Annotated in this window: 16 protein-coding genes; 3 read left to right on the forward strand and 13 right to left on the reverse strand. The window is 66.6% G+C overall.

The window, feature by feature from the left end; genetic code table 11:
* Positions 1-341: 341 nt before the first annotated feature.
* Positions 342-1637 (reverse strand): tyrosine--tRNA ligase, encoded by a 1296-nt coding sequence (gene tyrS, locus D9V29_RS10890; RefSeq protein ID WP_121673357.1) that lies wholly within the window; start codon positions 1635-1637, stop codon positions 342-344.
* Positions 1638-1754: 117 nt separating this feature from the next.
* Between tyrS and D9V29_RS10895 the strand changes: the two genes are divergently transcribed.
* Complete coding sequence (locus D9V29_RS10895; RefSeq protein ID WP_121673358.1) at positions 1755-2393, forward strand: DNA-binding protein; 639 nt, start codon at positions 1755-1757, stop codon at positions 2391-2393.
* 28 nt (positions 2394-2421) lie between these two features.
* Positions 2422-3030, forward strand: coding sequence for a hypothetical protein (locus D9V29_RS10900; protein WP_121673359.1), 609 nt, complete (start codon positions 2422-2424; stop codon positions 3028-3030).
* A gap of 202 nt (positions 3031-3232) precedes the next feature.
* On the opposite strand, the gene D9V29_RS10905 is transcribed toward D9V29_RS10900, so the two are convergent.
* The 10 genes from D9V29_RS10905 to pnuC form a co-directional block, all read right to left on the reverse strand.
* Positions 3233-3826, reverse strand: coding sequence for a DNA-3-methyladenine glycosylase (locus D9V29_RS10905; protein ID WP_229790535.1), 594 nt, complete (start codon positions 3824-3826; stop codon positions 3233-3235).
* A 3-nt stretch (positions 3827-3829) separates the two neighbouring features.
* On the reverse strand, positions 3830-5266 hold the full coding sequence (gene argH, locus D9V29_RS10910; RefSeq protein WP_121673361.1) for an argininosuccinate lyase: 1437 nt from the start codon (positions 5264-5266) through the stop codon (positions 3830-3832).
* Between the two features lie 3 nt (positions 5267-5269).
* On the reverse strand, positions 5270-6469 hold the full coding sequence (locus tag D9V29_RS10915) for an argininosuccinate synthase (RefSeq protein WP_121673362.1): 1200 nt from the start codon (positions 6467-6469) through the stop codon (positions 5270-5272).
* Positions 6470-6535: 66 nt separating this feature from the next.
* A complete protein-coding gene (gene argF, locus D9V29_RS10920; RefSeq protein WP_121673363.1) occupies positions 6536-7459 on the reverse strand; it encodes an ornithine carbamoyltransferase in 924 nt (307 codons plus the stop codon).
* Positions 7456-8664 (reverse strand): acetylornithine transaminase, encoded by a 1209-nt coding sequence (locus D9V29_RS10925; protein ID WP_121673364.1) that lies wholly within the window; start codon positions 8662-8664, stop codon positions 7456-7458. The genes argF and D9V29_RS10925 overlap by 4 nt, the downstream gene beginning before the upstream one ends.
* Complete coding sequence (gene argB / locus D9V29_RS10930) at positions 8661-9566, reverse strand: acetylglutamate kinase (RefSeq protein WP_121673365.1); 906 nt, start codon at positions 9564-9566, stop codon at positions 8661-8663. The genes D9V29_RS10925 and argB overlap by 4 nt, the downstream gene beginning before the upstream one ends.
* 5 nt (positions 9567-9571) lie before the next feature.
* Positions 9572-10723 carry a bifunctional glutamate N-acetyltransferase/amino-acid acetyltransferase ArgJ gene (gene argJ / locus D9V29_RS10935; protein WP_121673366.1) on the reverse strand — a complete coding sequence of 384 codons (1152 nt, stop codon included), beginning with the start codon at positions 10721-10723 and terminating at the stop codon, positions 9572-9574.
* Positions 10720-11763 (reverse strand): N-acetyl-gamma-glutamyl-phosphate reductase, encoded by a 1044-nt coding sequence (gene argC / locus D9V29_RS10940; RefSeq protein WP_121673367.1) that lies wholly within the window; start codon positions 11761-11763, stop codon positions 10720-10722. The genes argJ and argC overlap by 4 nt, the downstream gene beginning before the upstream one ends.
* 218 nt (positions 11764-11981) lie before the next feature.
* Positions 11982-14504, reverse strand: a complete 2523-nt coding sequence (locus tag D9V29_RS10945; protein ID WP_121673368.1) for a DEAD/DEAH box helicase — start codon at positions 14502-14504, stop codon at positions 11982-11984.
* 28 nt (positions 14505-14532) lie between these two features.
* Positions 14533-15222 carry a nicotinamide riboside transporter PnuC gene (gene pnuC / locus D9V29_RS10950; RefSeq protein WP_121673369.1) on the reverse strand — a complete coding sequence of 230 codons (690 nt, stop codon included), beginning with the start codon at positions 15220-15222 and terminating at the stop codon, positions 14533-14535.
* Between the two features lie 63 nt (positions 15223-15285).
* On the opposite strand from pnuC, the gene D9V29_RS10955 reads away from it, so the two are divergent.
* Entirely contained in the window at positions 15286-16800 is a 1515-nt protein-coding gene (locus tag D9V29_RS10955) for an SDR family NAD(P)-dependent oxidoreductase (RefSeq protein ID WP_121673370.1), read from the forward strand.
* 103 nt (positions 16801-16903) lie between these two features.
* Here the strand turns inward: D9V29_RS10955 and pheT are convergent, their stop codons facing one another.
* Both pheT and pheS read right to left on the reverse strand, forming a co-directional pair.
* Positions 16904-19429 carry a phenylalanine--tRNA ligase subunit beta gene (gene pheT / locus D9V29_RS10960; RefSeq protein ID WP_121673371.1) on the reverse strand — a complete coding sequence of 842 codons (2526 nt, stop codon included), beginning with the start codon at positions 19427-19429 and terminating at the stop codon, positions 16904-16906.
* 1 nt (position 19430) lies between these two features.
* Positions 19431-20471: a phenylalanine--tRNA ligase subunit alpha gene (gene pheS, locus D9V29_RS10965; protein ID WP_121673372.1), complete on the reverse strand. Its 1041-nt coding sequence runs from the start codon at positions 20469-20471 to the stop codon at positions 19431-19433.
* Between the last annotated feature and the right edge of the window lie 5 nt (positions 20472-20476).

Genomic DNA, 20476 nt, shown 5'->3' on the forward strand with positions numbered 1-20476 from the left:
GCACGCTGTTGAGTTCTCAAGGATCGGATGCTCCTGCTTTTCACCCTTCCGGGCTGCTCCGCAGGGCAACTTCTCTAGCCTAGCACCGATTTTCTCTTGTGTTGTACACGCTCCCGGACCGAAGTCCGAGTCCCGAGTACGAGAGAAATCCTGTGAAAGGATTACCCCCACAAGAACCGGAATCCGAATAATTCGGGGCGATTCTTTTGTGGGGTTTGGTCCCGCATGAGGCCGGCGAGCTGTTCCGCTCTGCCGCACCTTTGGGGTGACGAGTGATTACTTTACGCACATCCCGGTACCCCCGCAAATTGCTCTTGCAGTCCGGGCGTGTCGCGCCCTTCTCAGGCCGGAAAGACGCCGGCGAGCGTCTTCTTGCCGCGGCGGAGAACCGCCACTCCCCCGGCGAGCGTCGGCTGGAAGACAGCCGAATCATCGGTGACCTTCACGTTGTTCAGGTACACCCCACCCTGGCTGATCGCGCGACGGCCTTCTCCGAGGCTCGACGTCAGGCCGGTGTCGACGAGCAACTGGGTGACCAGGGTGCCGGCAGGCGCCGCGGTGTTCGGAAGTTCGCGCAGTGCGGCAGCGAGGGTGTCGGCGTCGAGACTCTCCAGTTCCCCCTGCCCGAAGAGGGCAGCGGACGCGGCGATCGCGGCATCCGTCGCTACAGCTCCGTGGACGAGGGACGTGACCTCCCACGCGAGTCGCTTTTGCGCTTCACGACGGAAGGGCTCACTCGCCACTGCTTCTTCGAGCTGTTCGATCTCGGCGCGTGTGAGGAAGGTGAAGATCTTGAGACGTGCGATCACATCCGCATCGTCGGAGTTGAGCCAGAACTGGTAGAACGCGTACGGGCTTGTCAGCTTGGGGTCGAGCCAGACAGCGTTGCCCTCGCTCTTGCCGAACTTGGATCCATCGGAGTTGGTGATGAGTGGCGTCCCGATGGCGTGCGCGCTCTTGCCCTCGGCCTTGTGGATGAGATCGGTACCGCTCGTGAGGTTGCCCCACTGGTCGCTGCCACCGGTCTGGAGCACGCATTCGTAGCTGCGGAACAGTTCGAGGAAGTCCATGCCCTGCAGGATCTGGTAGCTGAACTCGGTGTAGCTGATTCCGGCATCGGAATTGAGGCGGGCGCTGACGGCATCCTTCTTGAGCATCGTGCCGACACGGAAGTACTTGCCGACATCGCGAAGGAAGTCGATCGCCGAGAGCGGCGCGGTCCAGTCGAGGTTGTTGACGAGCCGTGCGGCGTTGTCACCCTCGAAGTCGAGGAAGCGCGAAACCTGGGCCTGGAGGTAACCCACCCACTCCGCGACGGTGTCCGGGGTGTTGAGTGTCCGCTCAGCGGTCGGTCGCGGGTCACCGATGAGACCGGTCGATCCGCCGACGAGCCCGAGGGGCTTGTGGCCGGCAAGCTGAATGCGGCGCAGGAGCAACAACTGCACGAGGTTGCCCAGGTGCAGGCTCGGTGCCGTCGGGTCGAATCCGCAGTAGTAGGTGATCGGCGGACCGGCGAGCAGGGTCTTCAGCTCGGCGGCATCCGTTGAGACGTGGACGAGACCGCGCCAGACGATCTCCTCCCAGACGTCCTCGAACGACGGGTCATTGGACTGGGTCTTCAGTGGGGTCTGCGGCACGACAGCAAGAGTATCAGCGCCTCCGACTCTTGAGCCTCGAAGCTCACTCTTGACGATGTTTAGGAAATTGCCTAATCTCAAAAGAGTTAGGTTCACAACCTAAACAGAGGAGTGGGCATGTTCGTCATCACCGCCGACCAGGTGGACAGCCGCAATCAGCCGGACCGCGCGGCATCCGTTCTCAACCGCCTGAACGGAGAGAAGGGCCCGGAGTTGCTCCTGCCCGCCGATCGCACCGCCGGCGACGAGATTCAGATCCTTCCGGCGACCGCCTCTGGCACCCTTGCCATCGTGCTCGAGCTGACGCGCGAGGACGCGTGGAGTGTCGGGGTCGGCATCGGGCCGGCGCGACTTCCCCTCCCCCGTGCGACTCGTGAGGCGACCGGTGAAGCGTTCTTCGCTGCCAGGGATGCCGTCACGCGCGCCAAGAAATCACAGACCCGTTTCGCACTCTCCCGCGCCGGCGAGGATTCCGACGAGGGCATCCGTGGCGACGACGTCGAAGCGCTCATCTCACTCCTGCTCGTGCTTCGTGAGCGGAGGACGGATGGCGGGTGGGAACTGTACGACCTGCTCAACACGGGGCTCACCCAGTCGGAATCCGCGGACAAGCTCGGCATCACCGCCGGCGCAGCCAGTCTGCGGGCGCGGGCCGCGGGCATCCGTGTCGAACGGGCGTCGTCGGAGGCCCTTGTTAGGCTTCTCGACACGGTCGACCGCTCGGCCGATCCGGCTTCGACCGACTCACCGGGCTAACGGCCGAAACAACCGCGAGGAGACGAATGTGAGCCCGATCACCGGAGCACTTCCGATCACGCTGTACTGGATTGCCGTCCTGGTGCTCGCGGCAGGGTGCCTTGCCGTCATCGGAGTCGCCCACTGGCAACGCAAGAATAAGATCATCGCCATCGCCGCCGCACTTCTCGCTGTCGATCTCGTCCTGGTCGCGCTCCCGTCGCCGGAGTCACCTCTCGGTGTGACGATCGCCCTCGGCATCCTCTCGATCTCCATCGCCGTCCTCGGCGGCGGCATCGCCACGACGTACGTGCTCAAGCTCGCGACTCGCGGGCTCGTACGGCCTGGGTTGTTCGGCGGCATCATCGTGACGGAGCCCAGCCGCACTGCCGGCGGAGCCCTGCGCGCGAATGCCGGCGAGCAGCACGAAGTACTCCGCGGCGGGCGGACCATCGGCTACCTCGAACGCTTCGCCGTTGCCGCGACGCTCATGGCCGGGTTCGCCGAAGCGATCGCCGTGATCATCGCGATCAAGGGCGTCGGCCGGTTCACCGAACTGGAGGCGGCAGAAGCGCGCGAACGTTTCATCATCGGAACCTTCGCGAGCCTCATCTGGGCTGCGTCGAGTGCGGCACTGTTTCACTTCGCGCTGAACTAAGACTCCCGCGTCGGGTCGACCGCGCCGAATCACCCAACTCTGTCGTTTGTGCGCACGCGATGCTGCCGAATCACCGCAGTGTGTCGCTTTCGCCCCGCGCGAGCAGCGTTTTGCGGCGACTCGAGCTCGATCGGTCCCAAAGGGCCACCGAACCCGAGCGCGAACGGCCCTTCGGGACCGATCGAGCCGAGACGACACCGGTTCAGGCTTTCGGATGCTTCTTGTACGGCGACACCGACGCCTCGCCCGGGATCCAGAACCGCCACGGCAGGTCCGCTCCCCCGGCAAGCCCGGTGCGAGGGCCGGTGAGGTAATCGACGGATGCCGCCGGTCGCTCGAGCGAGAACGGCGGCGCGAACAGGTCGCTCCCGTCATCGGTCAGGCTGATGCCGAGCGCGACGACGAGCCGCGCCGGCCCCTGCGCCAGGTCGCGATCGGACTTCGAGGTCGTCCGCCGCTGGCGCGCGAGGTCGATTCCCTCGATTACCTCACCCGCGCGGACCAGACACCCGGATGCTTCGCCCTCGGGCGAGCAGACGATGTTGGCGCACACATGCATCCCGTAGGTGAAGTAGCAATACAGGTGCCCCGGTTCGCCGAACATGCTCGCGTTCCGTTTGGTCTTCCCGCGGAAGGCGTGCGAGCCGGGGTCGAGGCCCTGGCCGACATATGCCTCGACCTCGGTGATGCGCACCGCGACGGTTCCAGCATCCGTCGTGTGCCGCAGCACCGCACCGAGCAAATGTGGAGCGACCTCAAGCGCTGGACGCTCGAGAAACGCGCGGTCGAACGTCACGATCTAGGCGCGGAGAGCCGACGCCAGAACCCGCACCCGCTCGGTCAGAGCGACGCGCTGTTCCGCGACCCGCTCAGGAGCGGTTCCACCGACGCCCGTGCGCGACCCGATCGACCCGGCAACGGTGAGCACGTCGCGCACCGCAGGAGTCAGGTGCGGCGAGAGCCCGGCAAGGTCAGCATCGGACGGTTCATGAAGGTCGAGTCCGCGTTCCTCACAGAACTGCACGAGTTCGCCCGAAATCTCATGGGCATCACGGAACGCAACGCCCTGCCGCACGAGCCACTCGGCCACATCGGTGGCGAGGGAGAATCCCTGGGGCGCGAGGAGCGCCATCCGTTCGGTGTTGAACCGCAACGTCGCGACCATCCCGGTGAACGCGGGCAGCAGGACCTCGAGCTGTTCGACGGTGTCGAACACGGGTTCCTTGTCTTCCTGCAGGTCACGGTTGTACGCGAGCGGCAGCCCCTTGAGCGTCGCGAGCAGTCCGGTGAGGTTGCCGATGAGGCGTCCGGACTTGCCGCGTGCCAGTTCGGCGATGTCGGGGTTCTTCTTCTGCGGCATGATGCTCGAACCGGTCGAATAGCCGTCGTCGAGGGTGACGAAGTCGAACTCGCGCGTGTTCCAGACGATGATCTCTTCGGCGAACCGAGACAGGTTGATGCCGATGAGCGAGGTGACGAACGCGAACTCGGCGACGACATCCCTGCTGGCGGTGGCATCGATCGAGTTCTCGGTCGGACGGTCGAGGCCCAGTTCGGATGCCACGAGCTGCGGGTCGAGGCCCAGCGAGCTTCCGGCAAGCGCCCCCGCTCCGTATGGAGATGCCGACGCCCGCTTCGTCCAGTCGGCGAGCCGTTCCAGATCCCGCACCAGCGGCCACGCGTGCGCCATCAGGTGGTGGGCGAGGAGAACGGGTTGTGCGTGCTGGAGGTGGGTTCGCCCCGGCATGGGAGCGTCGCCGTGCACTTCGGCCTGGGACGCGATCGCGTCGATGAGCTGCACGACCATGTGCCCGATCAGGCGGGAGTGGTCGAGCAGGTACAGCCGAACGAGGGTGGCGATCTGGTCGTTACGACTCCGCCCGGCGCGGAGCTTGCCGCCGAGCTCGGCGCCCGCCCGTTCGATGAGTGCACGCTCCAGAGCGGAGTGAACGTCTTCATCTGATTCGGCAGCGGTGACGACACCGGATGCCACATCATCCTTCAGGCGTACCAGTGCGTCGAGCATCGCCTCGAGTTCGATCTCGCTGAGGTACCCGGCCGAGGCGAGCGCCTTGGCGTGGGCGCGCGATCCGGCGATGTCGTACGCGGCGAGCTGCCAGTCGAACTGCGTCGACTTGCTCAGCCGAGACAGCTCGGGTGACGGCCCGCTGGCGAAGCGGCCGCCCCAGAGTGCGCCCGCCTCACCGGCGCGATTGTCGTTGCCGTCACCCGACATGCTCTACTCCTGTCCGGCGTCGCGGCGAGCCGAGATCTTGCTCGGCAGCGACCACAGCTCGATGAAGCCCTTGGCCAACGACTGGTCGAAGGTGTCACCGGTGTCGTAGGTGGCGAGGTTGAAGTCGTACAGGCTCGAGTCGCTCCTGCGACCGGTCACGACGGCGCTGCCCGCGGCAAGCTTCAGGCGGATGTCGCCGGAGACGTGCTTCTGGGTCTCGTCGATGAAGACGTCGAGTGCCTTCTTGAGGCCGGAGAACCACAGGCCGTCGTAGACGAGCTCTGCCCACTTGGACTCGACGGTGCGCTTGTACCTGGCGAGGTCGCGTTCGATGGTCATGTTCTCGAGCTCTTCGTGGGCGGTGATGAGTGCGATGCCCGCCGGGGACTCGTAGACCTCACGGCTCTTGATGCCGACGAGGCGGTCCTCGACGATGTCGATGCGGCCGACACCCTGGTCACCGGCGATACGGTTCATCAGTTCGACGGCTTCGAGCGGCGTGATCGGCTTGCCGTCGTAGGCGACGGGGATTCCCTGGTCGAAGGTGATGACCACCTCGACCGGAGCACCGGCATCCGCGGGGTTCTTCGTGTAGGTGTAGAGGTCCTCGATCGGAGCGTTCCACGGGTCCTCGAGGAATCCGGTCTCGACGGCGCGGCCCCAGACGTTCTGGTCGATCGAGTACGGGCTCTTCTTCGACTGGGCGATCGGCAGGTTGTGCTTCTCGGCGTAGACGATCGCCTTGTCGCGGGTCAGGGCGAGGTCACGGACGGGCGCGATGCTCGTCAGGTCTGGTGCGAGGGCGGCGACAGCGGCTTCGAACCGGACCTGGTCGTTTCCCTTGCCGGTGCAACCGTGGGCGACGCTGTTCGCGCCGAGTTCCTTGGCGGTCGACGCGAGGTACTTGGCGATCAGCGGACGGCTGAGAGCAGAGACCAGCGGGTAGCGCTTCTGGTAGAGCGCGTTGGCCTTGAGTGCAGGCATGAGGTAGTCGCTCGCGAATTCCTCGCGGGCGTCGACGACGACGGACTCGACGGCGCCGCAGTCGAGGGCGCGCTGACGGATGACCTCCATGTCCTCGCCCTCCTGACCGACGTCAATTGCGAGGGCGACGACCTCTTTGCCCGTGGCATCCTTCAGCCAGCCGATTCCCACCGAGGTGTCCAGGCCGCCCGAATATGCGAGTACGACGCGTTCCGCCATGAAGTTCTTCTCCTTGATTGCTTGTGAAATAAGTGTAGTGACGCCGGTTGGTTCCGGCTGCGCCGGTCAGGCGCGTTCGAGCAGCCAGGTCAGCAATGCCTTCTGGGCGTGGAGGCGGTTCTCCGCCTCGTCCCAAATGATCGACTGCTGGCCGTCGATGACATCGGCCGTGACCTCGAAACCGCGGTCGGCGGGAAGGCAGTGCATGAACACCGCATCCGGCCGTGCGAGCTCCATCATCGACGCGTCGACCCGATAGGGGCCGAGCACGGCGACGCGCGCTGCCTTCTCCTCTTCCTTGCCCATCGACACCCAGGTGTCCGTGACGAGGATGTCGCTCCCGGTCGCCGCTTCGCGGGCATCGGAGAACAGGGCGATCGAGCCGCCCGTCGTCGCCGCGATGGCCGTCGCATCCGCGACGACCTCGTCATTCGGGGTGAACCCCTCCGGCGACGCGATGCGGACATGCATGCCGGCGGTTGCGCCGGCGAGCAGGTAGGACTGAGCCATGTTGCAGGCGCCGTCCCCGACGAAGGTGAGCGTGAGTCCGGCGAGGGCGCCTTTGTGCTCACGAATGGTGAGCAGATCGGCGAGCAGCTGGCACGGGTGGAAGTCGTCGGACAGCGCATTGACGACCGGGACTGTCGTGCCCTGGGCCATCTCTTCGAGACCGGCCTGTCCGTAGGTGCGCCAAACGATGGCGGCGACCTGGCGTTCGAGCACGCGGGCGGTGTCCGCGGCGGTCTCCTTGCCTCCGAGCTGACTCGATGCCGTCGAGATGATGAGCGGAACCCCACCGAGGTCAGCGATTCCGACGGCGAACGAGACCCGGGTCCTGGTGGATGACTTGTCGAAGATGACGGCGACGGTCTGCGGGCCCTCGAGGGGGCGACGGCTGAACCGATCCTTCTTCAGCTCGATCGCGAGGTCGAGGATCTCCGACTGCTCAGCGGGGCTGAGGTCGTCGTCGCGCAGGAAGTGTCTGGTCACAAGGTTCCTTCGTTCGGGGTGCCGGCCGCGATGCGGGCGATGGCGGCGGTGAAGCGTTCGGTGAACACGCGCAATTCGTCATCCCCGACGGTGAGCGGCGGTGCGATGCGGATGGTGGTCGGGTTCGGCGCGTTGATGATGAGGCCGACGTCGAGCGCGGCGCGCACGAGGTCGGCGGCGACCGGTTCGGCGAGGGCGATGCCGAGGAGGAGCCCCCTGCCCCGCACACCGGTGATCAGTGGAGAACCGATGCCGAGGATGAGCTCGCGGAGCTGCTCGCCCCGCTCGCGGGCGTTCTCGACGAGTCCGGACGCCTCGATCTCACCGAGGACGGCGTTCGCTGTCGCCGTCGCGAGCGGATTGCCGCTGAAGGTGCTTCCGTGTTTACCGGGGGTGAACAGGTCGGATGCCGCGCCGAAGGTCACGAGAGCGCCGATCGGGAAACCGCCGCCCATCCCCTTCGCGAGGGTGATGGCATCCGGGACGATACCGGCGCGCTTGAAGGCGAACCAGTCTCCGGTGCGCCCGGCACCGGTCTGCACCTCGTCGAGGATCAGGAGAGCGCCGTTCTCCTGGGTCAGTTCGCGGGCACGGGCGAGGTACCCGTCGGGGAGTTCGACGACACCGGATTCGCCCTGGATCGGCTCGACGATCAGCGCCGCGACCGTATCGTCCATCTCCGCCTCGAGCGCATCGAGAGTGGCGTCGATGTGTGTGACGCCGCCGGGCAGCGGGGCGAAGTCTGTCTGGATCGCCGGCTTGCCGGTCAGCGCGAGCGCGCCCATGGTGCGGCCGTGGAACGATCCGTTGAGCGCGAGGATGCGGGTGCGCGCCCCGCTCCCGGAATGGAGACGGGCGAGTTTGAACGCTGCTTCGTTCGCTTCGGCGCCCGAGTTGGAGAAGTAGACCCTGCCCGCCTCGCCAGCACCGGTGAGGCGTTTCAGTCGCGCGGCAAGTTCGAGCTGGGGTGGCGTGACGAAGTAGTTCGACACGTGGATGAGTTCGGCAGCCTGCCTGCTGATCGCCTCGACCATGACCGGGTGGGCGTGACCGAGCGCATTGACGGCGATACCGCCGAGGAAATCGAGGTATTCGGTGCCGTCTGCGTCCCAGAGGAAACAGCCGGAGCCGCGAACGAGCATCGCCTGCGGCTCACCGAACACCTGCATCATGTCGCTGGCTGCTGCCTGGGTCCAGTCGCTCATGATCCGTCCTCGACAACCTGGGTTCCGATGCCCTGCTGGGTGAATACCTCGAGCAGGAGAGAGTGCTCCAGCCGCCCGTCGATGATCGCGGCGTTGAACACACCGCCGTCGACTGCCTCGAGGCACGCTGTCATTTTCGGGATCATGCCCGATTCGAGCGACGGCAGCAGCTCCCGCAATTCGCTCGCGGTGATGACCGATACGAGCGAGTCGCGGTTCGGCCAGTCGCTGTACAGTCCGGCGACGTCGGTGAGGATGAGGAACTTGTCGGCTTCAAGAGCGACGGCGAGGGCGGATGCCGCGGCATCCGCGTTCACGTTGAGCACCTGGCCTGCTGTGTCCCCGTCCGGCGCGATGGAGGAGATGACCGGGATGCGGCCGTCGTCGATGGCCGTGTGCACGACATCGGGGTTGACCGCGACGACGTCTCCGACGAGACCGAGGTCCACGGTCTCACCGTCGATTTCGACACCGCGCTTCCTGCCGGTGAAGAGCGACGAGTCTTCGCCGCTCAACCCGACGGCGAAGTCGCCGTGCTCGTTGATGGCGTCGACGAGTTCGCGGTTCACCTCTCCGCGGAGCACGTCGCGAACGACGGTCATGGCTTCGGGAGTGGTGACCCGGTAACCGCCGCGGAATTCGCTCTCGATACCGAGGTCCTTCAGGCGAGCGGAGATCTGCGGGCCTCCCCCGTGCACGACGACGGGCTTGAGGCCGGCGTGGCGAAGGAAGACCATGTCCTCGGCGAAGGCGCGGGTGAGTTCCGGACTCACCATGGCGTTGCCGCCGAACTTCACGACGGCGATCGCTCCGTTGTAGCGCTTGAGCCATGGCAGGGCTTCGATGAGGACGGCGGCCTTGGCGATGGCTTCGGCGGTGGATGCGGGGATGACGGTGGCCATGGCGATCAGCTCGAGTACGCGCTGTTCTCATGCACGTAGTCGTGCGTGAGGTCGTTGGTCATGATGGTGGCCGATTCGGTGCCCTCGTGAAGTTCGATGAGCACGTGGACGGCGCGACCGGTGAGGTCGACGAGGTCGCGTGACTGGTCGGGCGCTCCGGCGTGGCAGACGCGGACGCCGTTCATGCTCACGTCGACGGCGTACGGGTCGAACGGCGCTGTCGTGGTTCCGATCGCCGCGAGGACGCGTCCCCAGTTGGGATCGTTGCCGAAGACCGCCGCCTTGAAGAGGTTGTTCCGAGCGACCGAGCGCCCGACTTCGACGGCGTCATCTTCGGTCACGGCACCGACGACCTCGATGGTGATGTCGTGAGCAGCGCCCTCGGCATCCGCCTGGAGCTGGCGGGCGAGGTCGAGGCAGATCTCGCGGAGACCGTGGGCGAATTCGTCGGCGTCCGGTTCGACGCCGGATGCTCCGGAGGCGAGGATCGAGACCTGGTCGTTGGTCGACATACAGCCGTCAGAGTCGAGCCGGTCGAAGCTCACCCGCGTGGCGGCGCGAAGGGCGGTGTCGAGCTGGTCGGAGGCGACATCCGCGTCCGTTGTCAGGACGACGAGCATCGTTGCCAGGCCGGGAGCGAGCATCCCCGCCCCCTTCGCCATTCCGCCGATGACCCAGCCGTTCCCCTCGAACACCGCGGTCTTCGGGTGGCTGTCTGTGGTGAGGATGGCGTCTGCGGCGTCGGCGCCGCCGTCCGCGCTGAGTTCTGCGGCGACGGTGGCGACCCCCGGCAGGAGCTTGTCGCGGTCGAGCTGTTCTCCGATGAGCCCGGTGGAACAGACGAGCACGTCGCCGGCTGAGATGTCGAGCGCGGTGGCGACGGCTTCGGCGGTGGCGTGAGTGGTCTGGAATCCCTGCGTTCCGGTGAAACAGTTCGCGCCGCCGGAGTTCAGGACGATCGCGCTGACCGTTCCGTCGGCGATGACCTGCTTCGACCACAAAATCGGGTTGGCCAGCGCGCGGTTGCTCGTGAAGACCGCTGCGGATGCCGCTCCTGGTCCCCGGTTGACGACGAGTGCCAGGTCCTTGCCCCCGGATGCTTTGAGGCCGATGGCGATGCCGGCTGCTTCGAAACCCTGTGCTGCTGTGACACTCATGGTGCGACTCCGTTCACCGGGAGACCGGTCGATTCCTCGATGCCGAGGGCGATGTTGGCGGATTGGATGGCAGCGCCTGCGGTGCCCTTGGCGAGGTTGTCGACGGCGGTGACGACGACGACGCGGCCGGCTGCTTCGTCGACGGCGAGTCCCATCAGCATGGTGTTGGCGCCGAGAACATCGGCGGTGCGCGGGAACTCTCCTGCCGGCAGGAGCTGCACGAAGGTTTCGTCGCCGTAGGCGTTCTGCCAGGCCGCGCGGACGGCATCCGCACTCGTTCCAGGCACGATGCGCGCGGTGGAGGTTGCGAGGATGCCGCGGGACATCGGAACGAGGACGGGGGTGAACGAGATGCTCACGTCGGTTGCCCCTGCTCCGCGCAGTCCCTGGGCGATCTCGGGGATGTGCCGGTGGGTGCCGCCGACGGCGTAGGAGTTTGCTGAGCCGAGGATCTCGGCGGCGAGCAGGTTGGTCTTGAGTGCCTTGCCCGCACCGGACGGCCCGACGGCGAGGACGCTGACGATATCCGCTGCTTCGATCACTCCGGCTGCGATACCGGGCGCGAGTGAGAGGGCGACGGTGCTCGCGTTACAGCCCGGCGCGGCGATGCGGCGGACCCCGGCGAGGTGCTTGCGCTGTTTCGAGCCTGCGACGAGCAGCTCGGGAACGCCGTACGCCCAGGCGCCGAAGTAGTCGCCGCCGTAGAAGGCGGCCCAGTCGGCCTCGCTCGTGAGCCGGTGGTCGGCACCGCAGTCGACGACGAGGGTGTTCTCGTCGAGCTGCGCCGTCACCTCCCCGGATTTGCCATGGGGCAGGGCAAGGAACACGACATCGTGACCGGAGAGGTTCTCGGGCGTCGTCTCGGTGAGGGTGAGGTGCGCGAGGGAGCGCAGGTGTGGCTGGACGGATGCCAGTGGCTGGCCCGCGGTGGAATGCGCGGTCACCGTGCGGATGTCGAACTGGGGGTGTGCCGCGAGTAACCGCAGCAACTCTCCCCCGGCGTAACCGGATGCACCGGCTACGGCTACAGAAAAGGACATGGCTCTACCTTATTGAGAAACGATCGTGGGAGAGTTCGGCGGCGCCTGTCGGAGTCGTGCGGTGCACTCCTCGCCCGGCGTCGCCTATCGTCGCTCTGAGGTACGGCGTCGACGCAGGCTGCACGGGGTGACACCCTGTGCGAAAACGCTGCTGTCGGAAATGGCCATGAGTCGACTGTAGCCGCACCGGAGCGGCATCCGCCAATCGGCCCTCGAGTTCAGAGCCGGTTGACGCCCGTGACGGTGACGACGGCGAAGCCCTGTTCGTCGGATTCGGCGAGGTCGATCTCGGCGCTGATTCCCCAGTCGTGGTCTCCGGCCGGGTCGTCGAGAATCTGACGCGCGGTCCAGACCGGGCCGCTCTCGTCGAGGATCAGCAGCTTCGAACTCCGGGCGTCCGGCCCGGTGAGGACCTGGTCGTACTCCTCGAAGTAGCCGTCGAGCGAGTCGGCCCAGCGGTCAGCGTCGAAGCCGGATGCCGCGTCGAGCTCTCCGAGGGCGTCATAGTCTTCGAGGGCGGCGAGCTGAACCCGGCGGAACAATTCGTTGCGCACGAGGATGCGGAACGCGCGTGCATTGCCGGTGAGGCGTTTCGGTGCCGGCGGCACGATCGCCTCCGCCTGTGTGGCGTGCTTCGCGGCATCCGGGTGGCTGAGTTCCTCCCACTCGTCGAGGAGGCTCGAGTCGACCTGGCGGACGAGTTCGCCGAGCCACTCGATGAGGTCGAGGAGGTCTTCGGTCTTGGCGTCGTCCGGGATGGTTTGCCGGGCGGCCCGGTAGGCGTCGGAGAGGTAGCGGAGAACGACACCCTCGGAGCGGGCGAGTTTGTAGAAGGCGATGAACTCGCCGAACGACATCGCGCGCTCGTACATGTCGCGCACGATCGACTTGGGGCTGAGCTCGAAGTCGCGGATCCACGGCTGGTGAGCGCTGTAGGTCTCGAAGGTGGCGGTGAGCAGTTCTTCGAGCGGTTTCGGGTGCGTGACCTGCTCGAGAAGTTCCATCCGCTGGTCGTATTCGATTCCCTCGGATTTCATCGCCGCGACGGCTTCACCGCGGGCGAGGAACTGCTGCTGGCTGAGCACGGCGCGCGGATCGTCGAGCGTCGCTTCCACGATGGAGATCATGTCGAGGGCGTAGCCGGGGTCCTCCGGGTCGAGCAGCTCGAACGCGGCGAGCGCGAACGGCGACAGCGGCTGGTTGAGCGCGAAGTTGGGCTGCAGGTCGACGGTCAGGCGGATGGTCCCGTTTGCGGACTGTTCGACGATCCCCGACTCGCGAAGGGTCCGGTAGATCCCGAGGGCGCGGCGGGCGAGTTCGAGCTGACGTTTCCACGGTTCGTGGTTGTCGAAGATGAGGTCGTGGACGTGCCTGTACACGTCTCCCCCTCGCCCGATCACGTTGATGAGCATCGCGGAAGTGATCTGCATGCTCGAGGTCAACGTCTCCGGTTCCGCCGCGACGATGCGCTGGAAGGACGGCTCACCCCAGGAAACGAAGCCTTCCGGCGCCTTCTTGCGGATGATCTTGCGTTTCTTCTTCGGGTCGTCTCCGGCCTTCTTGATGGCGTTGAGGTTCTCGGTCTCGTGCTCGGGAGCCTGCACGACGACGGTTCCCGCTGTGTCGAAGCCGGCACGGCCGGCCCGCCCGGCGATCTGGTGGAACTCGCGCGCCTTGAGCTGGCGCATCCGGGTTCCGTCGTATTTGGTGAGCGCGGTGAACAGCACGGTGCGGATGGGCACGTTGATCCCGACGCCGAGCGTGTCCGTTCCGCAGATGACCCGCAGGTATCCGCGCTGCGCGAGTTGCTCGACGAGCCGCCGGTACTTCGGCAGCATGCCGGCGTGGTGAACGCCGATTCCTGCACGGATCAGTCTCGACAGTGTCTTGCCGAAGCTTGTCGTGAAGCGGAATTCGCCGATCAGCTCGGCGATGACATCCCGCTGTTCCCGGGTGGCGACCTTCATGCTCGACATCGACTGCGCGCGTTCCATCGCAGCGGCCTGCGAGAAGTGCACGATGTAGACCGGCGCCTGCCCGGTGGTGAGCAACTCCTCGACCGTCTCGTGGATCGGCGTCGTCTCGTAGTAGAAGTGCAGCGGCACCGGGCGGTCGACACCCGTGACGAGGGCCGTCTCGCGCCCCGTGCGACGGGTGAGGTCTTCGGCGAGCGCCGTCACGTCGCCGAGGGTCGCCGACAGCAGGATGAACTGCACCCCCGGCAGGCTCAGGAGTGGAACCTGCCACGCCCAGCCACGCTCCGGGTCGGCGTAGAAGTGGAACTCGTCCATGACGACCTGGTCGACCTCGGTGTCTTCCCCGTTGCGCAGGGCGAGGTTCGCGAGGATCTCCGCTGTGCAGCAGATGATCGGGGCGTCGGCGTTGACCGACGAGTCCCCCGTCATCATGCCGACGTTCTCGGCGCCGAACACGTCGACGAGCGCGAAGAACTTCTCGCTGACGAGCGCCTTGATCGGTGCGGTGTAGAAGCTGCGCTTTCCGGCGACCAGCGCGGCGAAGTGAGCGCCGATCGCGACGAGGGACTTCCCGGTTCCCGTCGGAGTGCTGAGCACCAGATTCTGTCCAGACACGATCTCGATGATCGCCTCATCCTGTGCCGGATACAGACGGATGCCGGTGGCGTCGACCCACGCGGAGAACGCGTCGTAGACGGCATCCGCTTCGATCGAAGTGCCGAGGCTCGAGCGGAGGGCGTGCGGATCGAGCTTCGGTGGCGTCATGGTCCTTCGATCATGCCACCCTCCCCGGTCACCGCTTGACGGTCGGGTCAGGGAACGCCGTCTCGATCGTGAGCGAGTTCTTCTTCTGCACCCGCATCCAGATGAAGAAGCCGACGAGGGTGAACCCGCCGTAGAAGAGATACAGCAGAGCGGACGCGTAGTAGCCGGCGCTGACCAGCAGCGGAACACCGACGATGTCGACAGCGATCCAGATCAGCCAGAACTCGACCCAGCCCTTGGCCATGCCGTAGGTGGCGAGGAGGGAGCCCATGAAAATCCAGGCGTCTGCCCACACCGGTTCGAACGAGCCCAGTGCCCGGAAGATCGGGATGAGGACGAGGGTTCCGCCGAACAGGCCGAGGATCAGGAAGAACCGGGCCTTGTTGGACGCCCAGTGCGGGGTCACCGCCGTGTGCTTCTCGGAGTTACGGCTCTGCCTCCACTGCACCCAGCCGTAGATCGAGACGATGATGAACATGACCTGGCGGCCCGCCTGGCCGAGGAGGTTCACCGGGTTGGGTGTCCCGAAGACAGCGCCGAGGAACACCGTGAACAGCATCACGTTGCCGATGATTCCGACCGGCCACGCCCACACCTTGCGGCGCATCCCGCCGACGGCGCTGGCCATGCCGAACGCGTTGCCCAGGATCTCCCGCCAGAGGATTGTCTGGTCGCCGATCACCAGTTGCGCGTCGAAGAGCCACTCGATCGGGTTCATGCCCCCATCATTCCATCCCGGCGCACGGCCGGAGCCCAGATGTCCTCGGGTAGAATCGCCCAAATGACCGCCGCCACATCGACACCCGCTCCCACCGGCGACGGGATCGACCCCTCAGACCTCGAGACCACCCTCCGCGTCCTCTCCTCGATGAACACCCTCGACGAAGAGCACCCGGACTACGTCACCGTCCGCCGCGCGACCGCCGCCATGTTCAAGGCCGTGAAGCGCACGCGCCGCCGGGAACTGCGCGACACCATCGCCAACGCCGACAAGGCCGTCATCGCGGCCACCGCCACCGGGGCATCCGATCGCATCGACGACGAGACGCGCGGCATCCCGCTCGCGACGACGGTCGAGGCGCCGACGGCCGGCGAACTGCTCAAGCCGCGCAATTGTTACATCTGCAAGCAGCCGTACACCCTCGTCGATGCGTTCTACCACCAGCTCTGCCCGGACTGTGCCCGGTTCAGTCACGGCAAGCGCGATGCTCGCACGGACCTCACGGGCAAGCGTGCGCTGCTCACCGGTGGCCGAGCCAAGATCGGCATGTACATCGCCCTCCGCCTGCTGCGCGACGGTGCGCACACGACGATCACGACGCGGTTCCCGCGGGATGCCGTCCGCCGCTTCGCGTCACTGCCGGACTCTGCCGACTGGCTGCACCGACTCCGTGTCGTCGGCATCGACCTGCGTGATCCCGCCCAGGTGATCGGCCTCGCCGACTCCGTCGCGGCCCAGGGCCCGCTCGACATCCTCATCAACAACGCGGCGCAGACCGTTCGCCGCTCTGCCGGTTCGTATTCGCTGCTGGCGGATGCCGAACTGCAGCCACTCCCGGACGGTCCGCTCCCCGAGATGGAGACCTTCGGGCACACCGCCGATCAGCACCCGGAGGCGCTTGCGGCATCCGTCGCCGCCCACCCGCTGCTCTCGGTCGCATCCCTCGCCGGCACGGTTGCCGAGGCCGGCTCGCCTGCCCTCACGGCCGCCGACCTCGCCAACCTCGCGATGGCACCGGGTTCGTCATCGCTCGCAAAGCACGCCGATGGCACGGCGATCGACGCCGGCGGGCTCGTTCCCGACCTGCAGAGAACGAACAGCTGGGTGCAGAACATCGAACACGTCGACCCGCTCGAGATGCTCGAGGTGCAGTTGTGCAACACGACAGCGCCGTTCCTGCTGATCAGCCGCCTGCGGCCGTCGATGGCTGCGTCGCCCGCCCGCCGCAAGTACGTCGTCAACGTCTCGGCGATGGAAGGCCAGTTCTCTCGTCGTTACAAGGGCCCCGGGCACCCGCACACCAACATGGCCAAAGCCGCGCTCAACATGCTGACGCGCACGAGCGCCGGAGAGATGCTCGAGACCGATGGCATCCTCATGACCGCTGTCGACACCGGCTGGATCACCGACGAGCGCCCACATCCGACGAAGGTACGGCTTGCTGAGGAGGGCTTCCACGCCCCACTCGACCTCGTCGACGGCGCTGCTCGCGTCTACGACCCGATCGTGCGTGGCGAGGCGGGCGAAGACCTCTTCGGATGCTTCCTCAAGGACTACAAGCCGGGCGCCTGGTAGCGCACCGCGTTCGTCGAGCAGCTCGTGCGGCCGATCACCGAGCGAGATTGCAGTAGTGGCCCGAACTCGAGGTTTTCGGGCCACTACTGCACTCTCGACGCGATCAGTCCCGGATCGCTGCCCCGAAGCGCTCGGCCGCGAGAGCTGAGCCGGCAAGCTTCGCTTCGGTGGCTTCGGCAGCGGTGAGCGTGCGGTCAGGTGCACGGAATCGCAGGGCGAAGGTCAGGCTCTTCGTGCCGTCCTCGAGCCCCGAACCCCGGTAGTCGTCCACGAGACGGATGCTCTCCAGCAGCTCCCCTGCACCCTCACGCACGGCTGCACCCACCGCTGCGGCGGGCGCATCCACCGAGACGACGAGTGACAGGTCCTGGGTCGCTGCCGGAAGCGTCCCGATCACCCCGGCGGTGAAGACAGCATCGGTCGACGCGATCACCGCGTCGAGGTCGAGCTCGACGACGGCGACGACGCGAGGCAGGTCGGAGTCGAGTGCGAGCTGCGGCAGGAGCTCGCCGGCGAACCCGACGGCGCGGTCGCCCACCCGGAGTTCAGCGGTGCGGCCGGGGTGGAACGCCTTGTGGCTCCCCTGAACGACGTCGATGGTTGCACCGGTCGCAAGTCCGATCTGCGTGACCGCAGCGAGAGCATCCGCGATGCCGGACGGCACGACCTGCTGGCCGGGCTGTTTCGACACGGCGTTGCCGAGGATGAGCACACCGACGTGGCGCGGCTGCGGCGGGATGCCCGCGTTGAGCTCAGCGAGCTGGTCGTCGGTCGGCAACGTCACGCCGGACGGCAGGTCGACCTGACCGTACTTCCTGCCTGCCTCGGGCCGGAAGACGAGCCCGACTTCGAAGAGCGACAGGTCGGTGAGCCCGCGGGAGAGGTTGCGCTTCGCGGCTTCGATGAGCCCGGGGATCAGGGTCGTCCGCAGGTAGGGCGAGGTCGCGTCGAGCGCGTTCGCGACCTTGATGGCGGCAACCTCTTCGGAGTCCGCCGAGCCGTAGACGTTGTTCTCGGTGGCTCCCAGGAACGGGAACGCGAGGATCTCGGTCGACCCGGCAGCGGCGAGCGTGTCTGCGACGGTGCGACGGATGCGCTGCGACCGGCTGAGCCCGCGACCGGCGGGAGCGACGGGCAGCACGGACGGGATCCGGTCGTACCCGACGATCCTCGCGACCTCTTCGGCCAGGTCGGACTTGTCGGTGAGGTCGGGGCGCCAGGTCGGCGGGGTGACGAGCAGTCCCCCGTCGGTGTCCTCGATCGTCGCTCCGATCTCCTGCAGTGAGCCGCGGATCTCCTCATCGGTGTAGTCGACGCCGATGAGGGTGGAGACGTAGCCGTCGGGGAACGAAACCGCCTGCGGTGCGGTCGGTTCGCCGACGACGCCGGCGACGGCATCCGCTTCTCCCCCGGCGAGCGAGACCATCAGTTCGGCGACGCGTGACGCGGCGGCGACAGCGATACTCGGGTCGACGCCGCGCTCGAAGCGCTTCGACGCTTCGCTCGGCAGCTTGTGCCTGCGGGCTGTGCGGGCGATCGACACCGGGTCGAAGTTCGCGGCCTCGATGAGCACGTTGCGGGTGGAGTCGCCCATCTCGGTGCGAGCGCCACCCATGACGCCGGCGATTCCGATCGCGCCGGAGCCGTCGGTGATGAGCAGGTCTTCGCGGTCGAGCGTGCGCTTCTGCCCGTCGAGGGTTTCGAGCGTCTCGGTCGGGACAGCCCGGCGCACGACGATGCCGCCGGCGAGAGCGTCGAGGTCGTAACCGTGGATCGGCTGGCCGAGCTCGAGCATGACGTAGTTGGTGATGTCGACGAGGAGTGAGATCGAACGGATGCCGGCGAGCTTCAGTCGCGACATCATCCACGGTGGTGTCGGAAGCGAAGCGTCGACGCCGCGCACGATGCGGGTCGCGAAGACACTCGCACCCTGACGCCCGCGGATCGGGGATGCATCGTCGATCGCGACGGAGTAGCCATCGCCGATGGGCGTGTCCAGTTCGGGCCGCAGCGCCGGATCCCGGAACGTTGCGCCGGTGGCGTGGGCGTACTCGCGGGCGACGCCGCGGATCGAGAAGGCGTAGCCGCGATCCGGGGTGACATTGATCTCGACGGCGGCGTCGTCCAGGCCGAGCAGGGCGATGGCATCCGTCCCCACCGGGGCGTCGACGCCGAGGGTCGACAGGCGCAGGATGCCGTCGTGCTCGTCGCCGAGGCCGAGCTCACGGGTCGAGGCGATCATTCCGTCGGAGACGTGCCCGTAGGTCTTGCGCGGTGTGATCGGGAACGGGCCGGGCAGCACGGCGCCGGGCAGGGTCACGACGACTTTGTCACCGACGAAGAAGTTGCCCGCACCACACACGATGCCGTGCACGGCGGGGCCGCCGTCGGCCGCGAGTTCGCCGTCGGGGGCGACTCGCACCTGGCACCAGCGGATGGTCTTGCCGTTCTTCTGCGGCTCCTCGGTGAACTCGAGGACCTCGCCGACGACGACCGGTCCCGTGACGTCGAAGGTGTGGACGTCTTCCTCTTCGAGGCCGACCTTGACGAGGGCGGCGTGTACGTCGTCGGTTGTCGATCCCGGTGCGAGATCAACGTATTCGGCGAGCCAACTGAGGGGCACCCGCATGCTAAACCACCATTCCAAACTGCTGTGAGAAGCGCACGTCGCCCTCAACCATCTCCCGCATGTCCTGGACGTCGTTACGCAGCATCAAGCCACGCTCGATTCCCATACCGAAGGCGAAACCTGAATACACGTCCGGGTCGATCCCGGCGGCGCGGAGCACGTTCGGGTTGACCATGCCGCAGCCGCCCCATTCGATCCAGCGCGGACCGTGCTTGAACGTGGGGTGCCAGAAGTCGAGCTCAGCGCTCGGCTCCGTGAACGGGAAGTAGCTCGGGCGCAGGCGGATCTTCGCCTCGTCGCCGAAGATCGACTTGACGAAATGGTCGAGTGTGCCCTTGAGGTGCGCCATGGTGAGACCCTTGTCGACGGCGAGCCCCTCGAACTGCATGAAGACGGGCAGGTGCGTCGCGTCGAACTCATCGGTGCGGTACACGCGGCCAGGGGCGAGCACGTAGACGGGCAGCTCCCGGTCGAGAAGCGACCGGACCTGCACCGGTGACGTGTGGGTCCGAAGGACGAGGTGCGACTCGGGCGGGTCGATGAAGAAGGTGTCCTGCATCGCACGGGCGGGGTGGTCCGCGTCGAAGTTGAGGGCGTCGAAGTTGAACCACTCACTCTCGACCTCGGGACCCTCCGCGATCTCCCAGCCCATGCCGGTGAAGATCTCGCTCACGCGGTCCTGCAGGAGGGTGAGCGGATGCCGCGCCCCGGCCCGGTAACGGCTGGCGATCGCGGTCACGTCAACGGCCTCTGCGGCAAGCTGCGCGGCGTTCTCGGCCTCGACGATCTCCTGCTCGCGGGCAGCGAATGCGCCGTTGACCCGGCCGCGGGCCTGACCGACGAGCTTGCCGAGCGGCGCTTTCTGGTCGGGGGCGACGGAGCGGAGCATGCCGTTGAGTTTCGCCAGGGGCGAGGACTCACCGGTGTGCTCGGTGCGCACCTGCTTGAGGGCGGAGGAGTCGGCTGCGGCAGCGATAGCCTCGAGCGCCGCCTCCACCGCAGCGTTCACAGTGGTTTCGGAAATTTCGGGAGAGTCGGACACGGTCC

This window comes from Mycetocola manganoxydans, from assembly GCF_003667545.1.
In the GTDB taxonomy this organism is placed as follows: Bacteria; Actinomycetota; Actinomycetes; order Actinomycetales; family Microbacteriaceae; genus Mycetocola_A; species Mycetocola_A manganoxydans.